Origin of the sequence: Rhodococcus sp. 15-2388-1-1a (assembly GCF_002259145.1) — a bacterium.
Classification (GTDB): domain Bacteria; phylum Actinomycetota; class Actinomycetes; order Mycobacteriales; family Mycobacteriaceae; genus Rhodococcoides.
This window is the reverse complement of the sequence record NZ_NPFP01000040.1, coordinates 49,028-73,525: the sequence shown is the minus strand read 5'-3', so window position 1 is coordinate 73,525 and position 24,498 is coordinate 49,028. Positions and strand designations below refer to the sequence as shown.

Annotated in this window: 23 protein-coding genes; 9 read left to right on the top strand and 14 right to left on the bottom strand. The window is 64.7% G+C overall.

Going from position 1 to position 24,498, the window contains the following annotated elements; translation table 11 throughout:
• Positions 1 to 122 precede the first annotated feature (122 nt).
• Positions 123 to 1,100, top strand: a complete 978-nt coding sequence (locus CH302_RS22760; RefSeq protein WP_052047322.1) for an alpha/beta hydrolase — start codon at positions 123 to 125, stop codon at positions 1,098 to 1,100.
• 2 nt (positions 1,101 to 1,102) lie between these two features.
• Here CH302_RS22760 and CH302_RS22755 read toward each other — a convergent pair whose 3' ends face one another.
• From CH302_RS22755 to CH302_RS22745, 3 genes are read right to left on the bottom strand one after another with little or no spacing between them, the layout of a single operon-like run.
• Complete coding sequence (locus CH302_RS22755) at positions 1,103 to 2,053, bottom strand: helix-turn-helix domain-containing protein (protein ID WP_037187511.1); 951 nt, start codon at positions 2,051 to 2,053, stop codon at positions 1,103 to 1,105.
• A gap of 20 nt (positions 2,054 to 2,073) precedes the next feature.
• Positions 2,074 to 3,075: a phenylacetaldoxime dehydratase family protein gene (locus CH302_RS22750; RefSeq protein WP_037187513.1), complete on the bottom strand. Its 1,002-nt coding sequence runs from the start codon at positions 3,073 to 3,075 to the stop codon at positions 2,074 to 2,076.
• Positions 3,068 to 4,126 (bottom strand): carbon-nitrogen hydrolase family protein, encoded by a 1,059-nt coding sequence (locus CH302_RS22745; protein WP_037187516.1) that lies wholly within the window; start codon positions 4,124 to 4,126, stop codon positions 3,068 to 3,070. Before CH302_RS22745 ends, CH302_RS22750 begins: the two co-directional genes overlap by 8 nt.
• 301 nt (positions 4,127 to 4,427) lie before the next feature.
• On the opposite strand from CH302_RS22745, the gene styD reads away from it, so the two are divergent.
• The 8 genes from styD to CH302_RS22705 all read left to right on the top strand — a co-directional run bounded on the left by styD (position 4,428) and on the right by CH302_RS22705 (position 14,717).
• Positions 4,428 to 5,912 (top strand): phenylacetaldehyde dehydrogenase StyD, encoded by a 1,485-nt coding sequence (gene styD / locus CH302_RS22740; RefSeq protein WP_037187518.1) that lies wholly within the window; start codon positions 4,428 to 4,430, stop codon positions 5,910 to 5,912.
• Between the two features lie 221 nt (positions 5,913 to 6,133).
• Complete coding sequence (locus CH302_RS22735; protein WP_082323530.1) at positions 6,134 to 6,703, top strand: TetR/AcrR family transcriptional regulator; 570 nt, start codon at positions 6,134 to 6,136, stop codon at positions 6,701 to 6,703.
• Positions 6,704 to 6,789: 86 nt separating this feature from the next.
• Positions 6,790 to 8,736 carry a primary-amine oxidase gene (locus tag CH302_RS22730; RefSeq protein ID WP_037187521.1) on the top strand — a complete coding sequence of 649 codons (1,947 nt, stop codon included), beginning with the start codon at positions 6,790 to 6,792 and terminating at the stop codon, positions 8,734 to 8,736.
• Complete coding sequence (locus CH302_RS22725) at positions 8,729 to 10,147, top strand: APC family permease (RefSeq protein ID WP_037187524.1); 1,419 nt, start codon at positions 8,729 to 8,731, stop codon at positions 10,145 to 10,147. The genes CH302_RS22730 and CH302_RS22725 overlap by 8 nt, the downstream gene beginning before the upstream one ends.
• Positions 10,148 to 10,152: 5 nt before the next feature.
• Entirely contained in the window at positions 10,153 to 10,635 is a 483-nt protein-coding gene (locus tag CH302_RS22720) for a DUF5134 domain-containing protein (RefSeq protein ID WP_037187526.1), read from the top strand.
• Between the two features lie 142 nt (positions 10,636 to 10,777).
• The gene (locus CH302_RS22715) at positions 10,778 to 12,298 is read left to right on the top strand and encodes a GMC family oxidoreductase (RefSeq protein ID WP_037187527.1); all 1,521 of its coding nucleotides are present in this window, start codon (positions 10,778 to 10,780) and stop codon (positions 12,296 to 12,298) included.
• Positions 12,299 to 12,418: 120 nt separating this feature from the next.
• Entirely contained in the window at positions 12,419 to 13,366 is a 948-nt protein-coding gene (locus tag CH302_RS22710) for a helix-turn-helix domain-containing protein (protein WP_176460758.1), read from the top strand.
• 115 nt (positions 13,367 to 13,481) lie between these two features.
• Complete coding sequence (locus CH302_RS22705) at positions 13,482 to 14,717, top strand: acyl-CoA dehydrogenase family protein (protein WP_037187532.1); 1,236 nt, start codon at positions 13,482 to 13,484, stop codon at positions 14,715 to 14,717.
• Positions 14,718 to 14,727: 10 nt separating this feature from the next.
• Here the strand turns inward: CH302_RS22705 and CH302_RS22700 are convergent, their stop codons facing one another.
• The 11 genes from CH302_RS22700 to CH302_RS22650 all read right to left on the bottom strand — a co-directional run bounded on the left by CH302_RS22700 (position 14,728) and on the right by CH302_RS22650 (position 24,478).
• Positions 14,728 to 15,633 carry a helix-turn-helix domain-containing protein gene (locus CH302_RS22700; protein ID WP_037187535.1) on the bottom strand — a complete coding sequence of 302 codons (906 nt, stop codon included), beginning with the start codon at positions 15,631 to 15,633 and terminating at the stop codon, positions 14,728 to 14,730.
• Position 15,634: 1 nt separating this feature from the next.
• Entirely contained in the window at positions 15,635 to 16,942 is a 1,308-nt protein-coding gene (gene paaK, locus CH302_RS22695; RefSeq protein WP_037187538.1) for a phenylacetate--CoA ligase PaaK, read from the bottom strand.
• A 16-nt stretch (positions 16,943 to 16,958) separates the two neighbouring features.
• Positions 16,959 to 18,053: a 1,2-phenylacetyl-CoA epoxidase subunit PaaE gene (gene paaE, locus CH302_RS22690; protein WP_037187541.1), complete on the bottom strand. Its 1,095-nt coding sequence runs from the start codon at positions 18,051 to 18,053 to the stop codon at positions 16,959 to 16,961.
• Positions 18,053 to 18,514, bottom strand: coding sequence for a 1,2-phenylacetyl-CoA epoxidase subunit PaaD (gene paaD / locus CH302_RS22685; protein WP_052047417.1), 462 nt, complete (start codon positions 18,512 to 18,514; stop codon positions 18,053 to 18,055). Before paaD ends, paaE begins: the two co-directional genes overlap by 1 nt.
• Before the next feature lie 56 nt (positions 18,515 to 18,570).
• Positions 18,571 to 19,488: a 1,2-phenylacetyl-CoA epoxidase subunit PaaC gene (gene paaC / locus CH302_RS22680; protein ID WP_037187545.1), complete on the bottom strand. Its 918-nt coding sequence runs from the start codon at positions 19,486 to 19,488 to the stop codon at positions 18,571 to 18,573.
• 28 nt (positions 19,489 to 19,516) lie between these two features.
• On the bottom strand, positions 19,517 to 19,879 hold the full coding sequence (paaB, locus tag CH302_RS22675; protein ID WP_032404451.1) for a 1,2-phenylacetyl-CoA epoxidase subunit PaaB: 363 nt from the start codon (positions 19,877 to 19,879) through the stop codon (positions 19,517 to 19,519).
• A complete protein-coding gene (gene paaA, locus CH302_RS22670) occupies positions 19,876 to 20,823 on the bottom strand; it encodes a 1,2-phenylacetyl-CoA epoxidase subunit PaaA (protein WP_037187547.1) in 948 nt (315 codons plus the stop codon). Before paaA ends, paaB begins: the two co-directional genes overlap by 4 nt.
• A 121-nt stretch (positions 20,824 to 20,944) precedes the next feature.
• Positions 20,945 to 21,715 (bottom strand): enoyl-CoA hydratase/isomerase family protein, encoded by a 771-nt coding sequence (locus CH302_RS22665; protein WP_037187549.1) that lies wholly within the window; start codon positions 21,713 to 21,715, stop codon positions 20,945 to 20,947.
• Positions 21,712 to 22,563: a 3-hydroxyacyl-CoA dehydrogenase family protein gene (locus CH302_RS22660; RefSeq protein WP_037187552.1), complete on the bottom strand. Its 852-nt coding sequence runs from the start codon at positions 22,561 to 22,563 to the stop codon at positions 21,712 to 21,714. The genes CH302_RS22665 and CH302_RS22660 overlap by 4 nt, the downstream gene beginning before the upstream one ends.
• Complete coding sequence (locus tag CH302_RS22655) at positions 22,560 to 23,282, bottom strand: enoyl-CoA hydratase/isomerase family protein (protein WP_037187554.1); 723 nt, start codon at positions 23,280 to 23,282, stop codon at positions 22,560 to 22,562. The genes CH302_RS22660 and CH302_RS22655 overlap by 4 nt, the downstream gene beginning before the upstream one ends.
• Positions 23,279 to 24,478 carry a thiolase family protein gene (locus CH302_RS22650; protein WP_037187558.1) on the bottom strand — a complete coding sequence of 400 codons (1,200 nt, stop codon included), beginning with the start codon at positions 24,476 to 24,478 and terminating at the stop codon, positions 23,279 to 23,281. The genes CH302_RS22655 and CH302_RS22650 overlap by 4 nt, the downstream gene beginning before the upstream one ends.
• Positions 24,479 to 24,498 lie beyond the last annotated feature (20 nt).

Genomic DNA, 24,498 nt, shown 5'->3' with positions numbered 1-24,498 from the left:
GGTCCGAATCGAATGAGTTCTCGTTCGGCGTTTCATCCGGTCGGTTGCTGTGCAATGCTCCATGCACTTCGCCATTTCTTTGTGACAAATCCCGCCCTGTGACAAATCCCGAGAGGATCGCCATGCGTCGTCGACGCATCTTCACCCCGTTCGTCGTCGCCGCAATGCTGTCCGTGTCCTCGGTCGGCGTCGCGACGGCCGATCCCGTCGAGCCTGTGGCTCGGATCGTCGACACATCGATCGCGTCCGACACCCTACGAACTCTGAGCGTGGAATCGCCCGCGATGGGGGCCGTCGTCGAGGTCCAGGTGCTCACTCCGGCAGTGAAGACCGGATCCCGGCCGACGCTGTACATGCTCAGCGGTATCGGCGAAGAGGACCCCGACAACAGCATGTGGCTCCGCAAGGGCGGAGCGGCCGAATTCTTCGCCGACAAGAACGTCAACGTCGTGCTGCCGCTGGCCGGCCCCGGCAGCTTCTACACCGACTGGCAGCGCGACGACCCGAAGCTGGGTCGATACCAGTGGGAGACGTTCCTGACCCAGGAGCTCCCGCCGCTGATCGACGCAGCCGTGGACGGCAACGGACGCAACGCGATCGCCGGACTGTCGATGGGCGCGCAGTCGGCCATGATGCTGGCTGCACGTAACCCGGATGTCTACTCCGGGGTGGCGTCGTACAGCGGTTGTTTCGCCTCCTCGGAGCCCATGGGGCAGGCGAGTATCCGCGCGATCGTCGGAGCATTCGGCGGAAACGCCGACAACATGTGGGGTGGCCCGCTCGATCCCGCCTGGGCACAACATGATTCGGTGGTCAACGCCGAAAGCCTGCGCGGCACCGACGTGTACGTGTCGGTGGGAACGGGAGCGCCAGGGCCGCACGAAAGCTTCGACAGCGCGTCGGCACTCGACGTGGTGGTGGTCGGCGGCCTCATCGAGGTGGGCGCGAACTACTGCACCCATCGACTTGCGGATCGACTCGGCCAGTTGAACATCCCCGCCACGTTCGACTTCACCGAGACCGGAACCCACTCGTGGCCCTACTGGGTGGAACAACTGCCCAAGAGTTGGCCCACGCTGGCGGGATCACTCGGGATCTGAGCTCACCCGCGGTTGGTGTCGCGAAAGTCCTTGGGAGTGCAGCCGAAGCGGGCCCGGAAGGCGCGGCTGAAGTGGGCCGGGTCGGTGAATCCCCAGGACGCCGCCAGGGCTCCGATGGTCGTGCGGGAATTCTGGGGTTCGCACAGAGCCCGTTTGACGCCGTCGAGTCGCTGCATCCAGATCCACTCGCTGGCGGTACACGGCTCACCGGCGAACGCTCGATGCACCGTACTCAGCGACAAGTGCAGGGACGCAGCCACTTCTGTCACGGTGAGGTCAGGATCCCGCAGCCGCGCGGTCATCGCACGTTTGATCTCACCGAGTCTCTCGGAGGCCGCATACGGTGCCGGCTTCTCGACCCCGGTGAGTCCGACCAGGCCTGCGACCAGGATGTACTCGACGCTCTGCGACACGGCCTCGGCCGAGGCGGTACTCATGTCGGCGTCGTCCATGATCGACGAGATCATGCTGACGAGCAGTTTCCCTGCTCCGTGTCGTCCCGACACCGCCCGCGCGGTCAACGAACCCGTATCCCGGACGAGCGTCCTCAGCGTCGCTCCGGGGAGCATCAGGACGTACTGGGAAAACGGGTCGTCGAAGCGAAGACTGTACGGCCGAGTGGTGTCGTAGAGCGCGAAGTCTCCCGGTTGCAGGACCGCAGTTCGGTCGTCCTGGACGACGAACCCGGTCCCCGACGTCTGGACACTGACCAGGAAGTAGTCGTCACTGGTTCGGGAGATACCTGCAGGTGTTCGCAGCACGCTCTGAGCTGTCGCAGACACTCGCGACAACCCGAGAGTCGCAAGTCCGGTGGACTCGATATGCCCGGTGATGGCCGACGCGTTCTCGGGAATCGTGCACTCGAGATCGACGTACGTCCGACTCACCGCAGCGGTCCAGAAATCGACGCTGTCGGCCAGGTCGACGGAGTCGGTGCGCAGCGGATCGGCCATGTCAGGTACCTCCCGTCTCGTCACAGAGTAGAACGCTCCGCAGCGGTACGCAGCAGACCCGTGCGGTCGTGGCAGCCGAAGTACTCGAAGTACTGCTCGTCCGCCGCTGCCACGGTGACCTCGTGATAGAGCCTCAGCGACGCCGCGGGCCCCATCGTCGACAGATACTTCAGCGCAGCACCGAAGATCGCCACGTGCGTCGGATGCGACTCGGCCCACGCTTCGAGGTCGCTCAGACTGCGCCACCAACTCATCCCGAACGATTTGTCGGTATCGGTGCCGTCGTCGGTCACGACGGTCATGTACCGGTTGGCGAAGCAGCCGATGGCCAGTCCGTCGTCGCGGAGAAAGTCCATGCCGGCGCGCAACACCGGTTCGACGTCCCGCAGGTACATCTCTCGTTCGGACCCGGCCGTATCGGCCCAATCCTGCCCGGATCGGATGAGACAGAGGTTCTCCTGCGGCACAATTGTGACTCTGTCGCCGTCGCCTACGACCTGAGGCTCCCCGCCGGGAGCAAGCGAGTCGCTCTGCGACAACGGGATTCGATCCCGGACCCCACCCCAGTAGGCATGCTCCTCTATGGTTCCGCTGAGTGAATCCGTCAGAGTAGCAACACCTTCCATGCGGCCGGTGGAAGAGAAGAGTGTCTCGTAGCGGTCGACGGTCGGTCTGATGATCTCGACGAAGCGGCCTCTGACGCTCGTCCAGTGCCGACCGACGGAGTCGAACCAGCGATCGAACACTGTGACGTCGTCCCAGTAGCCGATGAACACCGTCGTGTCGATGCCTTCCTCGTCGGTGTAGCGCGCACGGTCCCTTCGAGGAGGGCCCTCGTCACCCCACGGGGAGGCGTCGGGCAGGCCTTGTATTCCGAAGTAGCCCATCACTACTCGCTCGGTGGATACCGGAAAGCGCGCGACGTACGACGGAAAGGGCGGCTGGTAGCCCTCGGGTGTTCGACGCGGACACGACCGTGGAACGACGAGATGATCGGGGATCGCGGATTCGAGTTCAGACACGGGCCGCGTCCTCGTCGCGAGCGAGCTGTTCGGTGATCTCCAGACGTACCTCGGCGGCGACGTCCTCGGTGAAGTCGTACCGCGCGTTCGCGACAGGCTGCGCACCCGACACGACGCGGTCGCCGGGAGTCTTGTCGAGCCACAGTCTCGTCACGTCCGGACGCGAATAGTGGCCGGCCGGGTCGGCGGCCGCCTTGGCGATCGAAATGAGGCTGGTGTCGATATCGGCGTAGACGATGCCTTCGGCGTCCGGTGCGAGTGGCTCGTGCATCAGTTGGCCGTCGGGCGCGAAGATGCGGGCATGACCGCCGCCTGCGGTGAGCATCGCGCGCTTGGCGTCATCGGTGCACATGATGTCGATCATCTCGGGGGAGACGGTCGCGCAAGGGCTGATGACGAAGCAGCCGCCTTCGACGGCGTAGATGCGGCTGGCAGCGGTGTTGACCTCGGGCCCGAGGGCGTAGGCCGCGCCGGTGTAGAGCGAGAAGCTGGGCCAGGCTCCGATGTGCACCTGCTCGTTCTGGGCGTACATCGCGTACTTCGACAACGGTTGCAGGTGCTCCCAGCAGCACAGTGCGCCGACGCGTCCGAGGTCGGTGTCGTATACCGACAGGTCGGAGCCGTCACCTTCGCCGTACACGGTGCGTTCGACATGCGTCGGCTTGAGCTTGCGGCGCATCGCGACGGTCTTGCCCTCGGCGTCGATGATCCACTGGGCGATGTAGAGACTGGCCTTGTATCGCTCGCTCAGGCCCATCACGACCATGATGTGATTGTCCTTGGCGGCTTGCGTAATTCGAGCTGCTTGGGGTGTTCCGTACTCCAGTGAGTTGTCGAAGTAGCGCTGCGTGAACTGAAAACCCCATGCCGGTGCGTCGAGCCAGATGTACCAGGGATAGCCGGGCAGGTAGGTCTCGGGAAACGCGATGAGCTCGGCTCCGGCGCGGGACGCGTCCTCGATCAGGCCGATGGCCTTGTCGATCGACGCGTCGAGATCGAGAAATACCGGCGCGGCCTGGACTGCTGCGGCGCGAAACTGGTGGTGTGTCATTGCGGGCCTTTCGTGTGGGAGGGCACCAGTTTTGCCTGCTGAGAGGCCGATGGATGGCCTCGATGTGTCGGAATAATTGACTCTCCGTCGCATGCCAGGGCGGCGAAACATGGCGGTAACCGGGGCCCGGTGCGTCGACACATGTTCGTCATCCCGGCCCGTTGGCTCGGGGCTGAGGACGGTGCGCATCTGCCGCACAATGTGTGCGCGATCACACAAGACCTTCTCGCCTGTCCGGGCGCAGTCTGGACCGGACACGCCACAGGTGCCGCTATCGGCGCCCGAGAAGGAGCCAACAAACATGACTGCAGTCCAGGAATCGGCCGCACCGACGTTGCCGACCGACACCGCCACCGAGCTCTACATCGCGGGGCAGTGGCACGGCGCTTCCGACGGAGGCACGTTCACCGACATCAACCCCACGACGGAACAGACACTGGCCGAGGTTGCGGCGGCCACCGCGTCGGACGTCGATGCCGCGGTGCGTGCGGCCCGCGCACAACTGGGTGGAGAGTGGGGCGCGACCCCCGGTGCGACTCGGGGGAAGCTGCTCAACCGGATCGCCGACCTCATCGAGCGGGACGGGGATCTGCTGGCGCGGCTCGAGGCTCTCGATGTCGGCAAGCCGGTGGGCCAACCGGCCATGCTCGACATCCCCAATGCCGCAGCCACTTTCCGGCACTTCGCCGGCTGGGCCGACAAGATCATCGGCAGCTCGATCCCCACTGCGGGCTACTTCGGGCAGCCGACGCACTCCTACACCGTGCGCGAGCCCGTCGGCGTGATCGGCATGATCGTCCCGTGGAACACCCCGTTGATGATCGCCGGGTGGAAGCTCGCGCCTGCGCTGGCGGCGGGAAACACCGTGGTGATCAAGCCGCCGGAGGACGCGCCGTTGTCCATCCTGCATCTGGCTCGTCTGATCGACGAGGCGGGTGTACCTGCCGGAGTGGTCAATGTCGTTCCGGGACGGGGGGAAGTGACCGGAGACGCTTTGGTCGGGCATCCGGACGTCGACAAGATCAGCTTCACCGGCAGTCCTCGCGTCGGCAAGCTCATCGCCAAGAAGGCTGCTGATACGTTCAAGCGGACCACGCTCGAACTCGGCGGAAAGTCCCCGCAGATCATTCTCGAGGACGCGGATCTCGAGGCGGCGATCAACGGAACCGCGATGGGACTGTTCTTCAATCAGGGCCAGGTGTGTGCTGCCGGAACCCGAGTGCTCGTGCATCGCTCGCTGTACTCGCAGGTGGTGGATGGTTTGGCCGCTGCGGCGTCGGCTCAGGTGTTGGGTGATCCGTTCGATCCGTCGACGACGATGGGCGCACTGGTCAATGCCACCCAACGCGACAGTGTCCTCGGGTACATCCAGGCCGGACGCGACGGCGGAGCACGGGTGGCGGCGGGCGGCGGGCGGCCCGACGGCGCAGGGTATTTCGTCGAGCCGACGATCTTCGCCGACGCGGACAACAACATGAAGATCGCGCAGGAGGAGATCTTCGGGCCCGTCGGAACGGTGATTCCGTTCGACACCGCCGACGAGGCCATTGCCATCGCCAACGGCACGGTGTACGGGCTGGCCGCCTCGATCTGGACCCGCGACGTGTCGAGGGCGCACACGCTGGCCGCGCAGGTTCGTTCCGGTGCCGTGTGGGTGAACGGTTGGGCGGCAATCGATCCCGCGCTCCCCTGGGGCGGAATGAAATCCAGTGGCACGGGCCGTGAACTCGGGTGGGCCGGTATCGAGGCCAACACCGAGGAGAAGGTCGTCACAATCGTTCTCTAGAGCTTGCGCAGGTGAGCGGAACTTCGTAGCAGGGGTCGAGGTTCCGCTCACGTGGGGTAACGCGGTGTTTACCGACGGAAGCGCGATTCGTAACGAGCAGGTCGCAAGATTTAGTTCAACGGACGTAGAACAACGTCCGAACGGATCGGAAGGCGATGATGACGATGCCCGAACCCTAGGTCCGAGCAGGGAGCCGCTACCGTAGGGCTGTGCCGAAGCTCGTGGATCACGACGAACGCCGCCGCGCGATCACCGCGGCAACCTGGCGTTTGATCGCTGCCAAGGGGATCGATGCCGCGAACATGCGGGACATCGCGACCGAGGCGGGATACACGAACGGCGCGCTGAGCCACTACTTCGCGGGCAAGGACGAGATACTTCGCACCGCATTCGAGCACGTCTTCGAGGCAACGAACCGCCGCATCGACGAAGCGCTCGGCGATGCAACGGGATTCGAAGCCCTCCGCATCTTCTGTCGAGAAGTGATGCCGACGACCGAAGAGACTCTGCTCGAGGCGAGAATTGCAGTCTCGCTGTGGCAGCGCGCGATGTACGACGAGCACATGGACGACACGAACCATCGATCCCTGGTGTCGTGGCGGGCGCGGATGGCGGAGTTTCTCGAGCAGGCTCGCGCAGAAGGCGACGCCGGCGACTTCGATGTCGATCTCGCTGTCGAAATGCTGCTCAACATGATGATGGGTATGCAGATTCTCGGCGTGCTCACCCCCGATGACACCACTGCCGGCCGGCAGTTCGAGATGCTCGACCGGTTCATAGCTCAGCTGTAACCACCCTGTGTGCGGGCGACTCATGGTCCCGCATGCCTTCGTTATTCAACGTCTGTAGAACCAACACCCGACCTCGAGGAACATCCATGCCAACCCTCACGCCCCACGCAATCGACCACGCCTTGTCGTTGCCCACCGAAGACGAGATCGCACAGGTTCGAGACATCGTCGACGCCGCCGGATTCGTCACTGCCGCAACCCGGTTCGTCTACGTCGGACTGGACGAACCGGACAAGGCCGAGCTGTATGTCGCGGAACCGACCACCCGACGCACCTTCCGGGTGCTGTTGCACGACATTTCGACACCCGACGCCGTCGACCTTCTCGTGTCCCTCGACGAGCACCAGGTGATCGGCTCCACCCGGCTCGACGCGATCCGTGACGGCCAGATGCCGGTGCTCGACGAGGAATTCGAGCTCGTCGAGAGTGTGCTCTCCACCGACCCGGACTGGCTTGCCGCACTGGCCGCGCGCGGACTGGACGTAGCCGACGTTCGAGTGGCTCCCCTGTCGGCAGGCGTATTCGACTACCCGGGCGAGCATGGTCGACGCATACTGCGCGGCTTGGCTTTTCGGCAGGACTACCCCGCCGATCACGCGTGGGCGCATCCCATCGACGGACTGGTCGCCTTCGTGGACGTGATGAATCGGACGGTGGACAAGGTTGTCGACCTGGGTGTGGTTCCCGTCCCGGAGGAGTCGGGCAACTTCGACGATCTGTCCGTCACCGGCCCGCTGCGCAGCACGCAGAAGCCCATCGAGATCACCCAACCCGACGGTCCGAGCTTCACGGTTCGGGGCAATCGCGTCGACTGGGAGAAGTGGTCCTTCCGAGTCGGCTTCGATGTGCGAGAAGGTCTGGTACTGCACCAGATCGGGTTCGAGGACGCCGGTACCGTCCGGCCGATCGTCCACCGCGCTTCGATCGCCGAAATGGTTGTCCCCTATGGCGATCCATCGCCCGTTCGGTCCTGGCAGAACTACTTCGATACCGGTGAGTACCTGGTGGGACGGTACGCGAACTCACTCGAACTCGGCTGCGACTGCGTCGGCGACATCACGTACTTCGACGCCGTGATCGCCGACGAATTCGGCAATCCCAAAATGCTGACCAACGCCGTGTGCATGCACGAAGAGGATTTCGGGGTGCTGTGGAAGCACACCGATCTGTGGTCGGGCTCGCACGAGACCCGTCGTCAGCGCCGACTCGTGATCTCCTTCTTCACCACCATCGGCAACTACGACTACGGGTTCTTCTGGTATCTCTACCTCGACGGCACCATCGAATTCGAGGTCAAGGCAACGGGAATCGTGTTCACGTCGGGGCATCCCGGTGGTGACTACCCGTACGCGACGCAGATCGCCCCGGGACTCGGAGCGCCGTGCCATCAGCACCTGTTCAGTGCGCGACTCGACATGATGGTCGACGGTATCGGCAACTCCGTCGAGGAGATCGAGACTCGCCGAGTGCCGATGGGGCCGGACAACCTGCACGGCAACGCCTTTGCTTTGCAACACACCCCACTGGCCACGGAATCCGAGGCACAACGCATCGCCGACGGCACGGTGGGCCGCGTCTGGCACGTCACCAATCCCACCTCGCTGAGCCGGCTCGGAAAGCCCGTCGGATACACGCTGCACCCCGAGGGGCAGCCGCTGCTTCTCGCCGACGACAACTCGTCGATCGCGCGACGCGCCACATTCGCCACCAAGCATCTCTGGGTGACCAGGTTCGATCGCAAAGAACGTTATGCCGCAGGTGACTTCGTCAATCAGCATCACGGTGGAGCCGGTCTGCCCGAGTTCGTGCGAGCAGACCGTAGCCTCATCGACGAGGACATCGTGCTGTGGCACACGTTCGGGCTCACGCACTTCCCGAGGCCGGAGGACTGGCCGATCATGCCGGTGGACTACACCGGCTTCAAACTGAAGCCTGCAGGATTCTTCGATCGCAACCCCACCCTCGATGTGCCGAGAACGACCTCTGCGCACTGTGCCGTCTCGAGCTGCGCGGGCGGTGAGCAGAATGTCTGATAGCCAATCGAATTCGACGGCCGGTGCGCTACGCGGTTCCATCGGCGTCGTCGGGATCGTATTCCTGGTCATCGCCGCTGCAGCGCCGCTGACCGCCATCGGTGGGGCCCTGCCGGTCATGATCGCGACAGGCAACGGAGCGGGCGCTCCGCTCGCCTACATTGTCGCGGCGATCGTCCTGCTGATCTTCAGCGTCGGGTACGCGGCCATGAGCCGACACATGGTGGACACCGGTGCGTTCTACGCCTACGTGGAGAAGGGGCTCGGGAGAACCGTGGGCCTCGGCGCCGCGGGTCTGGCGCTGCTGACGTACACCGCCATTCAAGCGGGCATCTACGGCCTTGCTGCATCGACCGTCGACAGCCTGGTCGTGAAGTACGGCGGACCCGACCTGCCGTGGTGGTTGTGGGCGCTCGGTCTCGTCGCGATCGTGGCGCTGCTCGGCTACCGCAGCATCGATCTCGGTGCCAAGGTGCTCGGGGTCCTGCTGGTGCTGGAGATCGGCATCATCGTGATCCTGTCGATCGCGGTGTTCGTCCAAGGCGGTGCCGCCGGTATCGACGTCGAATCGTTCACGCCCTCGGCCTTCTTCAGCGGATCACCTGGAATCGCCCTGATGTTCGCCATCGCGTCCTTCATCGGGTTCGAGGCCACCGCGATCTACGGCGAGGAGGCGCGTAACCCCACGCGGACCGTTCCGATCGCGACCTACGCCGCTGTTGTGACCATCGGACTGGTGTACGCGGTGTCGAGTTGGGCCGTCGTACTCGCTTTCGGCACTGCATCCGTCGCGCAGGCCGCTGCCGACGACACGGCGGGATTGACCTTCGCCGCTGCCGCGCAGTACCTGGGCCCGATGTCGGCGGACATCATGGAAATCATGTTGGTCACCAGTCTCTTCGCCGCCCTGCTCGCGTTCCACAACGCAATCGGACGATACGTATTCGCACTGGCCCGAAAGGGCGTCGCCCCGTCGATGTTGGCACGCACTCACTCTCGGCACGGCTCCCCGCACATGGGATCACTGTTCCAGACCGCCTCGGCAGGAGTGGTTCTCATGCTCTTCGCGGCAGCAGGCGCAGATCCGGTGCTGGAACTGTTCACCTGGATGTCCGGACTGGCCACCGTGAGCATCCTGGTTCTGATGATCCTCACGGGCGGCGCGATCATCGCGTTCTTCCGTCGATCGACCGTGGATACGCGCACCTGGCACACCGTCGTCGCCCCGGCACTCGGAACCCTGGGATTGGTGGCGATTCTGAGTCTCGTGCTGGACAATTTCACGCTGCTGATCGGTGGTTCGGGAGTGCTCGCTGCCCTTCTGTTGATCGTCGTCGTGGCATTCTTCGTGGGAGGAACAGTGACGGCACGAGCGACTCGGAGTCGAACTCTCGAGACGACGGAGGTCTGACACCGATGGTCATGACGGTGCTGATGGCGCTCGGTGCAGTGGGTGCTGTTCTCCCGCTGCTCGGACGTGGCAAGCACACGGGGCGGGTGCGGTGGGCTCACCTGTGCATGGGCACCGTCATGGCAGCCATGGTGGCCTTCGGTACCGACCCATCCATGGCGCTGATATCGATACTCGCTCTAGTTGCGGCTGCCGTACACGTCACCGCGGACCGGCCGAACAGAACCCGATCGATTCCATGCGCGGTGGACCTGACTTGCATGGCCGTGCTGCTGATGATGCTGCCGCCCATGCACTCCCAGTCGGAATCGCAGGCGACGACGCGGCACCGGCACGGAGTCGAGGCCGATCCGAGGATCATCGCCGCGCTGCTCCTGTTGGGGTGGATGGCCGTGACGATCCATTTGCTGCGCACGAACCCGCCTGGGCGACGAGTGACAGCAGGTTCCGCACTGATGATCCTGGGAATGGCACCGATGGCCTTCTGACCGAGGCTCCCCCCACTTGGTCGCTCCTGCAGGCTCCGCTCCCGGTGCGCATCTGACCCATAATGTGTGCGCGCAGTCACAAGTATGTGTTCGCGGACTCGGCCACTGTTGTGTCGACGGTCACAACAGAAAGAAGTAGCGCATGTCGACGGATTACATCGTAGTCGGAGCAGGATCAGCAGGAAGCGTCATCGCCAGGAGGCTTCTCGACGCAGGACACACCGTGCACGTGATCGAGGCCGGTCCCGTGGACACCGACCCGGCGATTCACTCCCCGCAGGGCTGGCCGACGCTGTTGGGCGGCTCGCAGGACTGGGGACTGTTCACCACCCCGCAGAGACACGCCAACGATCGGCGTATCTTCTGGCCGCGCGGACGCGTACTCGGCGGCAGCTCGTCCCTCAACGGAATGATCTACGTGCGAGGGCATTCCAGCGACTACGACGGGTGGGCGTCGGTCACCGGTGACGCCGGGTGGGCCTGGGAGAGCGTGCTGCCTCTGTTCAAGCGTTCGGAGTCGCACGAGCTCGGTGCCAACGAGTTCCACGGCGGCGACGGGCCACTGCCGGTGTCCATCATGGGTACCCCGCATCCGCTGGCGGCGGCCTTCGTCGACGCGGCAGTCGAACACGGCCACAAGCTGATCGACGACTTCAACGCCGACGAGATGGTGGGTGCCGGCTACAACCACACCACCACCCGTGATGGCGAACGAATGAGCGCGTGGAAGAGCTTCGTCGGACCGGTGCTGAACAATCCCGATCTGACCGTCACCACCGGGGCGCTCGTGCACAAGGTGGTGTTCGAGAACGGCCGAGCTGTGGGAATCGAGTTCAGCCGCGGCGATACCGAACCGCAGCGTGCGTTCGCCGACCACGAGGTGATCCTGTGTGGTGGGGCACTGGGCTCTCCGAAGGCATTGCTGCTCAGTGGAATCGGGCCAACAGCGCACCTCGCAGCACTCGGAATCGACACGGTCGTCGACCTGCCGGGCGTCGGCGAGAACCTGCACGACCATTTGTTGCTGAGCAACATCTACGAGTCACTCGAGCCGCTCGCCGCCGGCACCAACAACCTGCTCGAAGCGCAGTTGTATGCCCGCAGTACCGGATGGGCAGGCGCTGCACCGGATCTGCAGCCCCTGTTCATGCACATTCCGTACCCCGCCGACGGATATCCGGTGCCCGAGAACGGATACACCATTGCACCCGGCATCGTCGCTCCCCGCTCGCGGGGGACTCTGCGGTTGGCGTCCTCGGACCCCAGCGAACTGCCACTGGCGGATCCGAACATCCTGGCCGATCCGTACGACCTGGAGGCCATGGTCGACGCGGTCGAGATCTGCCGCGAGATCGGTGCCTCCGACGCGTTCGCGCCGTGGCGCAAGGCCGAGGTGGTCCCTGGACCGAGCGCGCGCACCCGCGACGACCTACGGGCCTACGTCCGACAGACCGCCGGTACGTACCACCACCAGGTCGGCACCTGCAAGATGGGAGCCGAGTCGGACGTCGATGCCGTTGTCGGAGCAGACCTTCGGGTCCGCGGTGTCGAGGGGCTACGGGTCGCGGACGCGTCGATCATGCCCACGGTGCCGTCGGGCAACACCAACGCGCCATCCATCATGGTGGGAGAGAGGGCCTCGGATCTGATCCTGGGAAGCTAGGGGACCGGACAGGCTTGTTGCACCCGCGAAACGTGGAGGTGACGTCACCGAAGTGCAGTGACGTCACCATGGATGGTGCATGCCTCGTGCGGAGGTCATCGGTATTCGAGCGGAGTCGACATGGTCGTGCACGATTTGTCCACCCACCGTCGAAGCGATCGATTCGAGGTGTGGCGGGAGGTGATCTGCCGTGAGTTCACTCCGCTCACACCCGAGACCGAGTCGATCGTCGACGGCGGTTTCGATGCCCGCGTCGAATTGAGGCCACTCGGGTCGACCAATCGCGCCGTGCTCGAGTCCGTAGGGCAACGCATCGCGCACGGAGAGAAGGAAGTAGCGCACACCGGTGAGGGCGTCTACTTCGTGAACGTCCAATTGGCCGGTACCTGTCGGGTTCGCACGGAATCTGCAGGTGCCGTCAATGTCGTGCCCGGTCAATTCACCGTTGTGGACACCACTCGTCCGTACTGGTTCGACTACGAGGGTCCCTGGCGCGTCATGTCCTACCAGGTCCCGCACAGCTGCCTGGCGCAGTCGGGCCTACCGCAGGCACCGACGATCGGACGTCCGTTGGATACGTGTGCGGGTACCGGCCTGGCACTGACGTCGATAATGAAAGCTCTGTGGGAGCTCGCCCCGGATGAGTCGACGTCGTCAGGCTTACATCTCGAGCGCGCTTTCTATGCCACTGTTGCGGCAGTTCTCGGTGAAACGTGGGGGACTGCCGCAGACTCGTCGAGCGCGATCACAGCGGCGGCGACCGAATACATCCGCACGCATCTGGGTGACCCAGAGTTGTCCGTTTCGGTTGTCGCGCGCGCGTTGTCGGTGTCGCCGCGGACCGTCCACTACGCCTTTTCCAAGGGAGCGTCGTTTGCCACGGTGTTGCGTGAGCACCGACTGGCTGCGATCGCCGCTGTGCTGAGAGATCCGAACAACTCGGCCGGTATCTCGCGGATTGCGATTCGCCACGGCATGGTCGATGCGAGCTCGTTCAGTAGGGCCTTCCGACAGCTGTACTCGATGTCTGCACGCGACTATCGGGCACAGGCGCGCCGCTCGGCGTGAGGACCCGGGGACGTTGCGCACACAGCACAGAGTCTTGCGCTGCACAGCAAGACCATCGGAGTGCTCCGGCGGTGAAATGGGAGTCTGCAACTCGCCGACTGGAAGAGGACGCCCCATGCCCATCAGTTTCGATCTCACCGACCAGCAGGAAGCACTGAAGAAGGGCGCGCGTCAGTTCGCCGACACCTATCTCCACGACCTGTCCGCACAGGTGCGATCCACGCCGGACCCACTCGAACGCGCTCTGTTGGCCCGACCGGTATTCGAGAAAGCGGTGGAAGCGGGATTTCTGAAAGGCTTGATTCCGATTCCGTTCGGTGGACTCGCCTCGAGCGGTGTGGACGCAGCGCTGTTCGTCGAAGAATTCGCCTCTGCCAGTCCAGATTTCACGATCAGTCTGGCGGGTCCCCTGATAGCTCTGGCTCCGGTGTACGAGGCCGGGACCCCGGAGCAGATCGCTCGCTTCGTCGCACCGTTCCTGGTCGACGCCGGCAGCCCGGTCGCGGCCATGGCCTACAGCGAACCCGGTGGCAGTGCCAATTTCGACGCGCCGCCGCCTGCCGAAGGCACCCGGACGACCGCAATCCTCGACGGAGACCACTGGGTCCTCAACGGCGAAAAGATCTGGGCGTCACACCTGGGAGGGTGGGACGGGCTCGGACCGGACATCATGACGGTCGTCTGCCGGACTCCCGGCGGCGTGTCGATCATCGTCGTCGAGCGCGAACAGCTCTCGACCGGATTCTCGGTGGAAGAGGTGTACGACCTGCCTGGCCTCAAGGGCTGCCTGACCTCACGCGTCACATTCGACAACGTCCGCATCCCGAGGTCCAACCTGATCGGGGAAGAGGGACAGGGAGTGCAATTGACTCGCAATGCCTTCTTGGCGAGCGGTGCATCGATCGGAACGTTCTCCGTCGCTGCCATGCGCCAGGCCTTCGCTGCGGCATTTGCGTTCGCCACGTCGGAGAAGAGGGGCGGGACGGTGCCGATCATCGATCATCAAGCGGTTGCCGACGTACTCACCGATGCGAAAGGCAAGATCGAAGCGGTTCGACTGCTGTCGTGGCGCGCGCTCGACGCGGTGATGTCACAACATCCGAGCGCACTCGAAATGGCTTTGCACGCCAAGATCTTCGGATCCGAGACCGCGGTCGCGGTCATCAACGACCTGGTCAGGATCGTCGGTGTCGAGGCGTACAACCCGAGCTTCCCGATACTGCGGTATCTGGCGGACGCCACTGCGTACCCGATCATCGAGGGCAGTAATACCGGTGTACGTCGCCGGCAGATGCACGACGTGATGCGAACTGTTGGATGGGACCCACTCGCTGCGTCCGGGATGGCGTGAGGGCTCCCGCTCACTCGGCGCGATACGCGCGCGGCGACATGCCGTAGGTCTCCTTGAACAGTTTCGAGAAGTTGGAGGAATCGATCAAACCGTGACGCGCGCAGATGGTTCCGATACTGTCTGCGGCGAAACGGGGGTCGCGGAGATCGCGGTGGCACCGATCGAGTCGCCTGGATCTGATCCAGCCCGCCACCGTGCGACCGTCGGACTCGAACAGTTTCTGCAGGTACCGTACCGAGATATGCAGTCGCGCAGCGAGAGTGGCGGTGGAGAGTGTCGGATCGTCGAGATGTGACTCGACGAGACTCTTGGCCTCGAGCAGCAGCGTGGAACCCGGTGCGTAGTCGGGTGCAGCATCGTCGAGGGCGGCGCACAGCAGATCGAGTACCGCGTTCTCGAGCATCGGTGCCGTCGGCAGTGTTCCGTCGACGGTGGTGCGGCGCAGCCCGTGCAGGAACGGCGACACCAGCGCGCCCACACCGTGATCGCCGTCGATTCGACGGGCGGCGACGGTCGTCAACTCGCGAGAGGCCAGGTGCAGTGCCTCGCGTGGGAACATCACCACGAACATCGCGAAGTCCCCGGCGAAATGCAGATCGTACGGCGCGCTGGTGTCGTACACCGCGAAGTCGCCCGGATGCAGTACGGCCTCGCGATCGTTCTGCACGATCGTCCCGGATCCGCTCAGCTGAAGGCCGACCTTGATCAAGCCGGGATCGGCACGCTTGATGGTGGCACGAGTGCGCCGGACATCGACCTCACGGCCCGCAACCTCACTCAGTTGCAGCGATCCCAGAGTCGACGACACCAGAGTGCCCTCGAACGACGACGGCCCGGTGGACACAGCGTCGAGCGGCACGAACGCCGTGGAGACGTTCTCGCGCCAGTGCTCGAAATCCTGTGCCACCGGGCTCATGTCATACGGCCGGGCGGTTGTCGATCAGCCTGCGGGCCTTGCCGATGGACCGTTCGAGGGCGGCCGGTGCCACGACGTCGACTCCGACGCTGACGCCGATGCGATCCTTGACGAGCTTCTTCAGCGTTGCCGCCGCCATCGAATGCGTGTCGAGCGCGGCGTCGGGGCGGGCCTCGACGAGGACGGTCAGGGTGTCCATGCGTCCGGCGCGTTCGAGCACGCACTGGAACTGCGGAGCGAGGGCGGGAACGGTGAGAATCAGCTCCTCGATCTGAGTCGGGAAGAGATTGACGCCACGCAGAATGATCATGTCGTCGGTGCGGCCGGTGACCTTCTGCATCCGACGCATCGTGCGAGCCGTACCTGGCAGCAGTCGCGTCAGATCGCGGGTGCGGTACCGGATGATCGGCATCGCCTCCTTGGACAAGGACGTGAACACCAATTCACCCTCCTCGCCGTCGGGCAGAACCTCGCCGGTCACCGGGTCGATGACCTCCGGGTAGAAATGATCCTCCCAGATGTGGAGTCCGTCCTTGGTTTCGACGCATTCCATCGCGACGCCCGGTCCCATGACCTCGGACAGGCCGTAGATGTCGACGGCGTCCATGTCGAGAGTCTTCTCGATCTCCTTGCGCATCTCCTCGGTCCAGGGTTCCGCGCCGAAGACGCCGGTCTTCAGCGAGGTCTTGGCCGGGTCGATGCCCTTCTTGACCATCGCGTCCACGATCGTGAGCATGTAGGACGGCGTGACCATGATGGCGTCGGGCTCGAAGTCCTCGATCAGCTGGATCTGACGATCGGTCATGCCACCGGACATCGGAATGACGGTGCAGCCCAGGCGTTCTGCACCGTAATGTGCGCCGAGACCGCCGGTGAAGAGGCCGTAGCCGTAGGCGACGTGCACCTTGTCCGACGGCTTGACGCCACCGGCCCGGAGACTGCGGGCGATCAGGTCGGCCCAGTTGCTGATGTCGTTCGCGGTGTAGCCGACGACCGTGGCTTTGCCGGTTGTTCCCGAGGACGCGTGGATGCGCGAAACCTTGTCCTGCGGCACCGCGAACATCCCGAACGGGTAGTTCTCGCGTAGATCCTTCTTGGCGGTGAAGGGGAACTTCGCGAGATCCGACAGATCCTTCAGATCGGTCGGGTGTACACCGGCGTCGTCGAAGGCCTTCTTGTAATGAGCAACGTTGTCGTACGCATGCTGCAGCGACCACTGCAGGCGCTCCAGCTGAAGGGTGGATATCCGGTCTCGAGAAGCGAACTCGATGTCGGGGGTGTCGGTGGGGGTGGACAGCACACTGGTCATGAGGGTTCTCTCGGTCTCAGGCGTCGAAGTCGACGGTCACGGTGTCGCTGACGGGGAAGGTCTGGCAGGTGAGCACGAAGCCGGCGTCGACTTCGTTGTCCTCGAGCGCGTAGTTGCGGCGCATGTCGACGTCGCCGAAGGTGACCTTCGCGCGGCAGGTGCCACACACGCCGCCCTTGCACGCGAAGGGGAGATCGGAGCGCAGCTGCTCGGCCGAATCGAGGATCGACTCGTCCTGAGGCAGTGCACCTTTCACCTCACGTCCGTCGAGGATGATCGTGACCTCACTGCTGGGCCCGGTGATGCCGGGCTCGCGGTGCTTCTCCTGCGGCGGGGGCACGTCGTCGACATAGAACAGCTCGGCGTGGATGCTGGTCTTCGCCACACCGAGGTCTCCGAGGACCTGTTGGGCATCGGTGACCATCCCGAACGGGCCACACAACCAGAAATGATCGATATCCGGTGTGGCGACGACGGTGTCGAGTATCTCGCGCAGTCGTTCGGCGTCGAGTCTTCCGCTGAACAGTTCGACCTCGCGCGGCTCCCTGGAAAGGACGTGAATGACGTCGAACCGGCTGCCGTACTGGTCCTTCAGGTCCGCGATCTCCTCGGCGAACATCACCGTTCGCGTCCGCCGATTACCGTACAGCAGAACCACTTCGGCGTCGGGGTTGGTCAGGACCGAGGCTGCAATCGACAGCATCGGGGTGATGCCAGAGCCGGCCGCGATGAGAACGTGCCTGCCGGCCGTAGCCGGATCCGCGTGGAAATTGCCGGTGGGGCCCTGGACGTCGATACGGTCGCCGGCCTTGACCTCGTGGACGAGCCACGAGGAGAACAGGCCGTCGGAGACCTCGCGGACGCCGACGCGGGGACGCGCGCCGGCCGGGGCGCAGATCGAATAAGAGCGACGGTGCTCGATACCGTCGACGGTCCGGCTGAGCATCAGCGACTGACCCGGCTTGAAATCGAACTCCGCACGCAGCTCATCGGGCACATCGAACGTGACGGCGACGGCGTCGTCGCAGAGCGATTCGACGTCGGCGACGGTCAACGTGTGGAAGGGCTTGTTGCGTAGGTTCTTCAGTTCCGGCTCGGCAGTGACGGGCATCAGATTTCCTTCACGTGGTCGAAGGGTTCGAGGCAGTCGTCGCACCGGTACTGGGCTTTGCACAGCGTTGCGCCGAATTCGGATGTGAGGCGGGTGTTTGCGGAACCGCACCGAGGGCAGTCGATTCGGCGCGGCTTCACGGTCAGGGTCAACGGAACCGGGCCGGAGGTACGAGCAGGAGCCGGTCCCGGTGTGGAGTAACCGGTCTCGCGAAGTTTGCGCAGGCCCTCCTCGGAGATCCAGTCGGTGCTCCATGCGGGGGAGAGGCTGGTGACAATCTCGACATCCGCGTAGCCGTGATCCTGGAGCTTGTGGGCGATGTCGTCGCGCATCGTCGCCATCGCGGGGCAGCCGGAGTACGTCGGGGTGATCGTGACGAGCACACTTCCGTTCTCGCGTACTTCGACGTCGCGCAGGACGCCGAGATCGTCGAGAGTGAGCAGTGGCATCTCGGGATCCATGACGGTCGCGGCGATCTCGCGTGCGGTTGTCTTGAGTGTGGTTTTCTCGAGTGTGGTCACCAGACCCCCTCCGGATGCGCTCTCGCCACGACCTGCATCTCGGCGATCAGCGGCCCGAACGCCTCGGTGTGAATGCCGCGACGACCACCGCGGCCACCGATGGTGCCCACGGACTTGCCCTCGGGGGCGTCCAGCTCTGCGGCGTGAAGTACCTGCGCCAGAACGGAATCGAACTCCTCGCGCACGTCACGGGGATCGACGGCGACACCGACCCCAGCCAGCGCGATTTCCTCGTCCGTCGGGACGAACAGTTCGGAGACGTACGGCCAGATTCGCGTCACGGCCTCGCGGACACGTCGCTTCGATTCATCGGTTCCGCAACCCAGGGTGACGACCCAGCGAGCCGCGTAATCACGGTGGTAGGTCAGCTCTTTGACACCCTTGTTCGCAACCGCGGCGAGAACGGGATCCCGGGATTCCTGCAGGCGAGTGAAGACGGCGAGCCGCCACGTCGAGAACACCAGCAGGCGAACCTGGGATTTCGCGAAGTCTCCGTTGTCGAGCTCGGTGAGTCGCACGTTCCGGAAGTCGGCGTCGTCGCGGAAGAACGAGAGTGCATCCTCGGCCGGTGCGGGCGAGGTGTCCGAGATGAACGGCACGACCGTCGGGTCGGCTTTGGCGGCGCGGGCCAGCAGTAGCCGGGCCTGGCCGAGGAGATCGAGGCCGACGTTGGCCAGTGCCACTTCTTCTTCGAGTTCCGGTGCGCGGGTGCTCCACTCGGCGAGGCGTTGGGAGCTGATCAGCGCATCGTCGCCGAGCATGAGGCAGTACGCGGCAAGAGCTTTCAGGTCGACGTCGTCGGGAACGGTGGTGTCGACTCCGGCGAGCGGGTCGTCGAAGCTCGTCCCGAATGCCCACTGCCCGTGCGAGTCCTCGTCGACGAGGCCCTCGTAGGCGCTGTCGTGATCAGTCATGAGTGCTTGTCCTCTTGAAGTGTGGGTCTCACATGTGGGGAACGTTGTCGGGGATCTCGTAGAACGTCGGGTGGCGGTAGACCTTGTCGCCACTCGGTGCGAAGAACGGATCCTTCTCCGACGGCGACGATGCGACGATCGAGTTGGACGGAACGACCCAGATGCTGACGCCTTCGTTGCGTCGGGTGTAGACGTCGCGAGCATGCCGCAGCGCCATGTGGTCGTCGGCGGCGTGCAGCGATCCGACATGCACGTGGTTCAGGCCGCGCTTGCCGCGCAGGAACACCTCGTACAGCGGCCAATCTGCCTTGACGGCTTCCCTTTTCGGCTCGACCGGAACACCCTCGGTGGGCACCGCTCCGTGGCCGCCCTCGGCGGTGAATTCGGTCATGATGCTGCGTTCCTTTCGGCGAATGCGGTTGCGGCCTCACGGACCCAGGCTCCGCCGTCGTGAGCTGCGCGCCGGTTCGCGATGCGCTCGACGTTGGAGGCACCGTTGCCCTTGATCACCTGCATGAACTCGGACCAGTCGGGCTCGCCGAAATCGTGCGACTTGCGCTCCTCGTTCCACTTCAGGTCCGGGTCGGGGAACGTGACTCCGAGAGCCTTCGCCTGCGGGATGGACATGTCGACGAAGCGTTGGCGCAGTTCGTCGTTGGTGTGGCGCTTGATGCCCCACTTCATCGACTGCTCGGTGTTGGGGGACTCGTCGTCCGGCGGGCCGAACATCATCAGAGCCGGCCACCACCAGCGGTTGACCGATTCCTGAACCATGGCGCGCTGTTCGTCGGTGCCGCGCATCATCGTGGCGAGCAGTTCGTAGCCCTGGCGCTGGTGGAAGGATTCTTCCTTGCAGACCCGGATCATCGCGCGTGCGTACGGACCGAAGCTGCTGCGGCACAGGGGAACCTGGTTGCAGATCGCCGCACCGTCGACCAGCCAGCCGATGGTGCCCACGTCCGCGTACGTCAGGGTGGGGTAGTTGAAGATCGAGGAGTACTTCTGCTTGCCCTCGATGAGCTTGACCGTCAGGTCGGCGCGGTCCGCTCCGAGCGTTTCCGCGGCGGAGTAGAGGTAGAGACCGTGACCGGCCTCGTCCTGCACCTTGGCCATCAGGATCGCCTTGCGGCGCAGCGACGGCGCACGGGTGAGCCAGTTGCCCTCCGGCTGCATTCCGATGATCTCGGAGTGCGCGTGCTGAGCGATCTGGCGAATGAGCGACTTGCGGTAGCCGTCGGGCATCCAGTCACGAGGCTCGACGCGCTGCTCGTGGGCGATGGTCTCGTCGAACCCGTCCTGCAGCGTCTCGGCAGACAGGGTGTTTGACGTGGTCATAAGTCCTACTTTCATTACCGAATGATCGGTTGGTAACCAGTATGCCTCGAGTGCAGCTCCGCGCACAAGAGCGGCTGCGCCGAACGTGCGCGGAACCTCGTAGCAGGGGTCGAGTTTGCGTTCACATGCCGAGGAAGGAGGCTCTCGTCTTGTTCAGGAACGCGTCGACGGCGGCCTTGTGGTCCTGCGTCTGTCCCAGAGCCGTTTGTGCCTGTGCCTCGCGGTCCAAGGCGTCGGACAGTCCGGATCGAGCGATCAGAGACTTGACCTGCCGGTAGGCCTGCGTGGGCCCGGCAGCGAGGGAGGTCGCCAGCGTGCGCGCGGTCTCGAGTACGTCCCCGTCCTCGACGACGCGATGCACCAGACCCCAGTCGAGAGCCTGGGCGGCGGTGACTCTGTCGCCGAGCAGCATCAGGCCCGCGGCTCGGCTCGATCCCAGTGCCTCGACCAACGTGTAGCTCAATCCCGAGTCGCTGGCCAAGCCGATGCCGGTGAATGCCGTCGCGAACGACGACTTGGTGCCGGCCACTCGGATGTCACCGGCCAGTGCGATCCCGAGGCCTGCGCCGACGCATGCGCCTGGGATCGCGACGACGATCGGAACCTCGAGCGCAGCGAGCCCTCGGATCACCGGGTTGTAGTGCTCGCCGACGGTGTCCATCGCCGTGGCCGGATCGGCTTCGAGCGCGGTGACGTGCTCGCCGAGATCCTGGCCGACGCAGAAGTTCTTGCCCTCGGCGGTGATGAGCACGGCGCGCACCTCGGGTGCAGCGGCACTCTGAACGGCCTCCGCCAACGCGACCTTCGTCGCGACGTCGAGGGCGTTGTGCGCCTCGGGGCGAGCGAGGGTGATGGTCGCCAAGCCGTCGGCGACGTCGAACCGTACTGTCATGCGTTCGTCCAATCGTGAAAGCCGCGACCGGACTTGCGTCCGATGTCGCCGCGAGCAACCATGTCTCGCAACAACTGCGGGGGAGTGAACCTGTCGCCGAGGGTCGACGCCAGGTGTTCTGCGATCGCGAGCCGAACGTCCAACCCCACGAGGTCGGTCGATCGCAGCGGACCCATCGGGTGCTTGTAGCCGAGTTCCATGGCGCGATCGATGGATTCGGCGTCGGCGACGCCCTCCTCCAACATCCGAATGGCTTCGAGCCCGAGGCACACTCCGAGGCGCGAGGTAGCGAAGCCGGGGGAGTCGTTGACGAGCACCTCGGTCTTGCCCAGGAGCGACACCCACTGCTGTACTCGCTGCACCACGTCGGCGGAGGTGGCAGGCGCGCGCACGATCTCGACGAGAGTCGACGCCGGAACCGGGTTGAAGAAGTGCATCCCGATGAAGCGACTCGGATCACTGAGTGCTGCGGCGAGTTCGGCGATGGAGATCGAGCTCGTGTTCGACGCGATGACCGTCTTTTCGGATGCGACTTTGTCTATCAGAGCCAACACCTCGACCTTGAGCGACGGGATCTCGGGCACCGCTTCGACAATCAGGTCGAGGTCGGCCGGGAGTTCCGCGGGCCCGGCGACGGTGGAGACCCGGGCGAGAATCGCAGCGGGATCCTCGCTGAGTTTGCCGCGCTCGTGCGCCCGGTCGAGTCCGGTCGAGACTCGGCCGAGGGCTGCTTGTTGGTCGGCGGCTTCGGCGATGACGACGGTGGAACCGAGGGCCGCGAACACCTGCGCGATACCTGCACCCATGCGGCCACCACCGACTACACCTACTGCGCGAGGAGCTGTCATTTCTTCTTCTCCAGAAATGCCGTCATTCGGCGTTGTTTGTCTTCGGTCTCGAACAGAACGGCCTGCGCGATGTCGTCGGCCCACGGGTGCGAACCGGGCGCATCGAGAATCTTCTTGGTCAGCTTCAGTGCCAGCGGTGCTTGCTTGGCAATGCGATCCGCGAGGGAATGCGCTGCGGCCAAGGGCTCGTCGACGACGTCCAGCACCAGGCCGGAGCGGAGTGCCACCTCTGCGTCGAGCGTCCGGCCACCGAGGAGTACCTGCTTGGCGACGGACACTCCCACCAGTGTCGGCAACCGGTAGCTGGCCCCGGCGGCAGCCATGATGCCCAGGCCCGGTTCGGGATTGCCGAACACGGCCGTCGGCGACGCGATACGGATGTCGCAGGCGTAGGACAGCTCGGCTCCGCCCCCGAGGGCGTAGCCGCGCACCGCGGCGATGGTCGGCAGGGGCAGTGCGGCGATGCGGTCGAACAGGTTGCGGTTGATGCCGTGCAATGCGTCGTCGCGGGTGCGGGCCCGCAGCTGATTGATGTCGGCACCGCCGGCAAAATGCTCGCCCGCGCCGGTCAGGATGACGATTTTCGGATCCTGCTCCACGAGCCCGCACACCTCGTGCAGCTCGCCGATCATCTCGGAATCGATTGCGTTGCGCTGCTTCTCGCGATTCAGGGTGACGACAACGCGGTCAGTCAGCTCCTCCACGACAAGTGTGTTCACGGTGCCTCGATCAACATCGACACGCCTTGCCCGACGCCGACGCAGAGCGTCGCGAGCCCGCGGGACGCCTTCTCACGTTCCATGCGGCCCAACAGCGTCAACAGGATTCGGGCACCCGACGAGCCGAGGGGGTGGCCGAGTGCGATGGCCCCGCCGTCGGCATTGACGATGTCCTCGTTCAGTTTCAACTGGCGGATGACGCCGAGTGACTGCGCCGCGAAGGCCTCGTTGAGCTCGACGGCACCGAGGTCGTCGGCAGACCACCCGGCGCGAGCGAGTGCCTTCTGTGTGGATGGCACCGGCCCGAGTCCCATGATGTGCGGTGCGATGCCTGCGCTCGCACTGGTGACGATGCGGCCCCGTACCTCGAGGCCGTACTTGTTCACGGCCTCCTCGGAGGCCACCACCAGCGCCGACGCACCGTCGGTGAACGGTGAGGACGTTCCGGCGGTGACGATGCCGTTCTTGCGGAACACGGTCTTCAGCGTGCCGAGCTTCTCGAGTGTGGTTCCGCGTCGCGGTGTCTCGTCCTCGGTGACCTCGCCGTTCTTGGTCGTGACGGGCACGATCTCATCGGCGAAGCGTCCGGCATCCTGGGCGGCGACGGCACGCTGCTGACTGCGGAATGCGAAGGCATCGGACTCCTCACGGGTGATGCCCTCGCTGAGCGCGACCTCCTCGGCGGTTTCGCCCATCGACAGAGTGATCTTGGGATCGGTCCCCGCGTCGTGCGCGGCGAAGGTCGGATTGGTGAAGCGCCAGCCGAGGGAGGTATCGAAGATCTCGCCCGGCTTGGCCCACGCGGTTCCCGGCTTGGCCATGACCCAGGGTGCGCGGGTCATCGACTCGACACCACCGGCGACGATGATGTCGGCCTCGCCGCTACGAATGGTGCTCGCGGCGTTGGCCACTGCCGTCAGTCCGCTCGCGCACAGGCGATTGACGGTGTAACCCGGCACCGTGTTGGGGAGTCCTGCGAGCAGAACCGCCATTCTCGCTACGTCTCGATTGTCCTCGCCTGCCTGGTTCGCGGCGCCCAGAATCACTTCATCGATCCGGTCGACGGGCACACCCGCTCGCCGGACCGCCTCGGCGACGACCAGCCCGGCCAGGTCGTCGGGACGCACCGAGGCAAGGGCTCCGCCATAGCGTCCGTGCGGGGTGCGTGCGCCGGCAACGAGAAATACTTCGCCCACTGGAGATCTCCTTCGTACGG

Bases quoted from the DNA above. Each gene is read 5' to 3' on its own strand.
- CH302_RS22760 (WP_052047322.1), top strand. From the start codon at position 123: ATGCGTCGTCGACGCATCTTCACCCCGTTCGTCGTCGCCGCAATGCTG.
- CH302_RS22755 (WP_037187511.1), bottom strand. From the start codon at position 2,053: ATGGCCGATCCGCTGCGCACCGACTCCGTCGACCTGGCCGACAGCGTC.
- CH302_RS22745 (WP_037187516.1), bottom strand. From the start codon at position 4,126: ATGACACACCACCAGTTTCGCGCCGCAGCAGTCCAGGCCGCGCCGGTA.
- styD (WP_037187518.1), top strand. From the start codon at position 4,428: ATGACTGCAGTCCAGGAATCGGCCGCACCGACGTTGCCGACCGACACC.
- CH302_RS22730 (WP_037187521.1), top strand. From the start codon at position 6,790: ATGCCAACCCTCACGCCCCACGCAATCGACCACGCCTTGTCGTTGCCC.
- CH302_RS22725 (WP_037187524.1), top strand. From the start codon at position 8,729: ATGTCTGATAGCCAATCGAATTCGACGGCCGGTGCGCTACGCGGTTCC.
- CH302_RS22720 (WP_037187526.1), top strand. From the start codon at position 10,153: ATGGTCATGACGGTGCTGATGGCGCTCGGTGCAGTGGGTGCTGTTCTC.
- CH302_RS22715 (WP_037187527.1), top strand. From the start codon at position 10,778: ATGTCGACGGATTACATCGTAGTCGGAGCAGGATCAGCAGGAAGCGTC.
- CH302_RS22710 (WP_176460758.1), top strand. From the start codon at position 12,419: ATGGTCGTGCACGATTTGTCCACCCACCGTCGAAGCGATCGATTCGAG.
- CH302_RS22705 (WP_037187532.1), top strand. From the start codon at position 13,482: ATGCCCATCAGTTTCGATCTCACCGACCAGCAGGAAGCACTGAAGAAG.
- CH302_RS22700 (WP_037187535.1), bottom strand. From the start codon at position 15,633: ATGAGCCCGGTGGCACAGGATTTCGAGCACTGGCGCGAGAACGTCTCC.
- paaK (WP_037187538.1), bottom strand. From the start codon at position 16,942: ATGACCAGTGTGCTGTCCACCCCCACCGACACCCCCGACATCGAGTTC.
- paaE (WP_037187541.1), bottom strand. From the start codon at position 18,053: ATGCCCGTCACTGCCGAGCCGGAACTGAAGAACCTACGCAACAAGCCC.
- paaD (WP_052047417.1), bottom strand. From the start codon at position 18,514: ATGGATCCCGAGATGCCACTGCTCACTCTCGACGATCTCGGCGTCCTG.
- paaC (WP_037187545.1), bottom strand. From the start codon at position 19,488: ATGACTGATCACGACAGCGCCTACGAGGGCCTCGTCGACGAGGACTCG.
- paaB (WP_032404451.1), bottom strand. From the start codon at position 19,879: ATGACCGAATTCACCGCCGAGGGCGGCCACGGAGCGGTGCCCACCGAG.
- paaA (WP_037187547.1), bottom strand. From the start codon at position 20,823: ATGACCACGTCAAACACCCTGTCTGCCGAGACGCTGCAGGACGGGTTC.
- CH302_RS22665 (WP_037187549.1), bottom strand. From the start codon at position 21,715: ATGACAGTACGGTTCGACGTCGCCGACGGCTTGGCGACCATCACCCTC.
- CH302_RS22660 (WP_037187552.1), bottom strand. From the start codon at position 22,563: ATGACAGCTCCTCGCGCAGTAGGTGTAGTCGGTGGTGGCCGCATGGGT.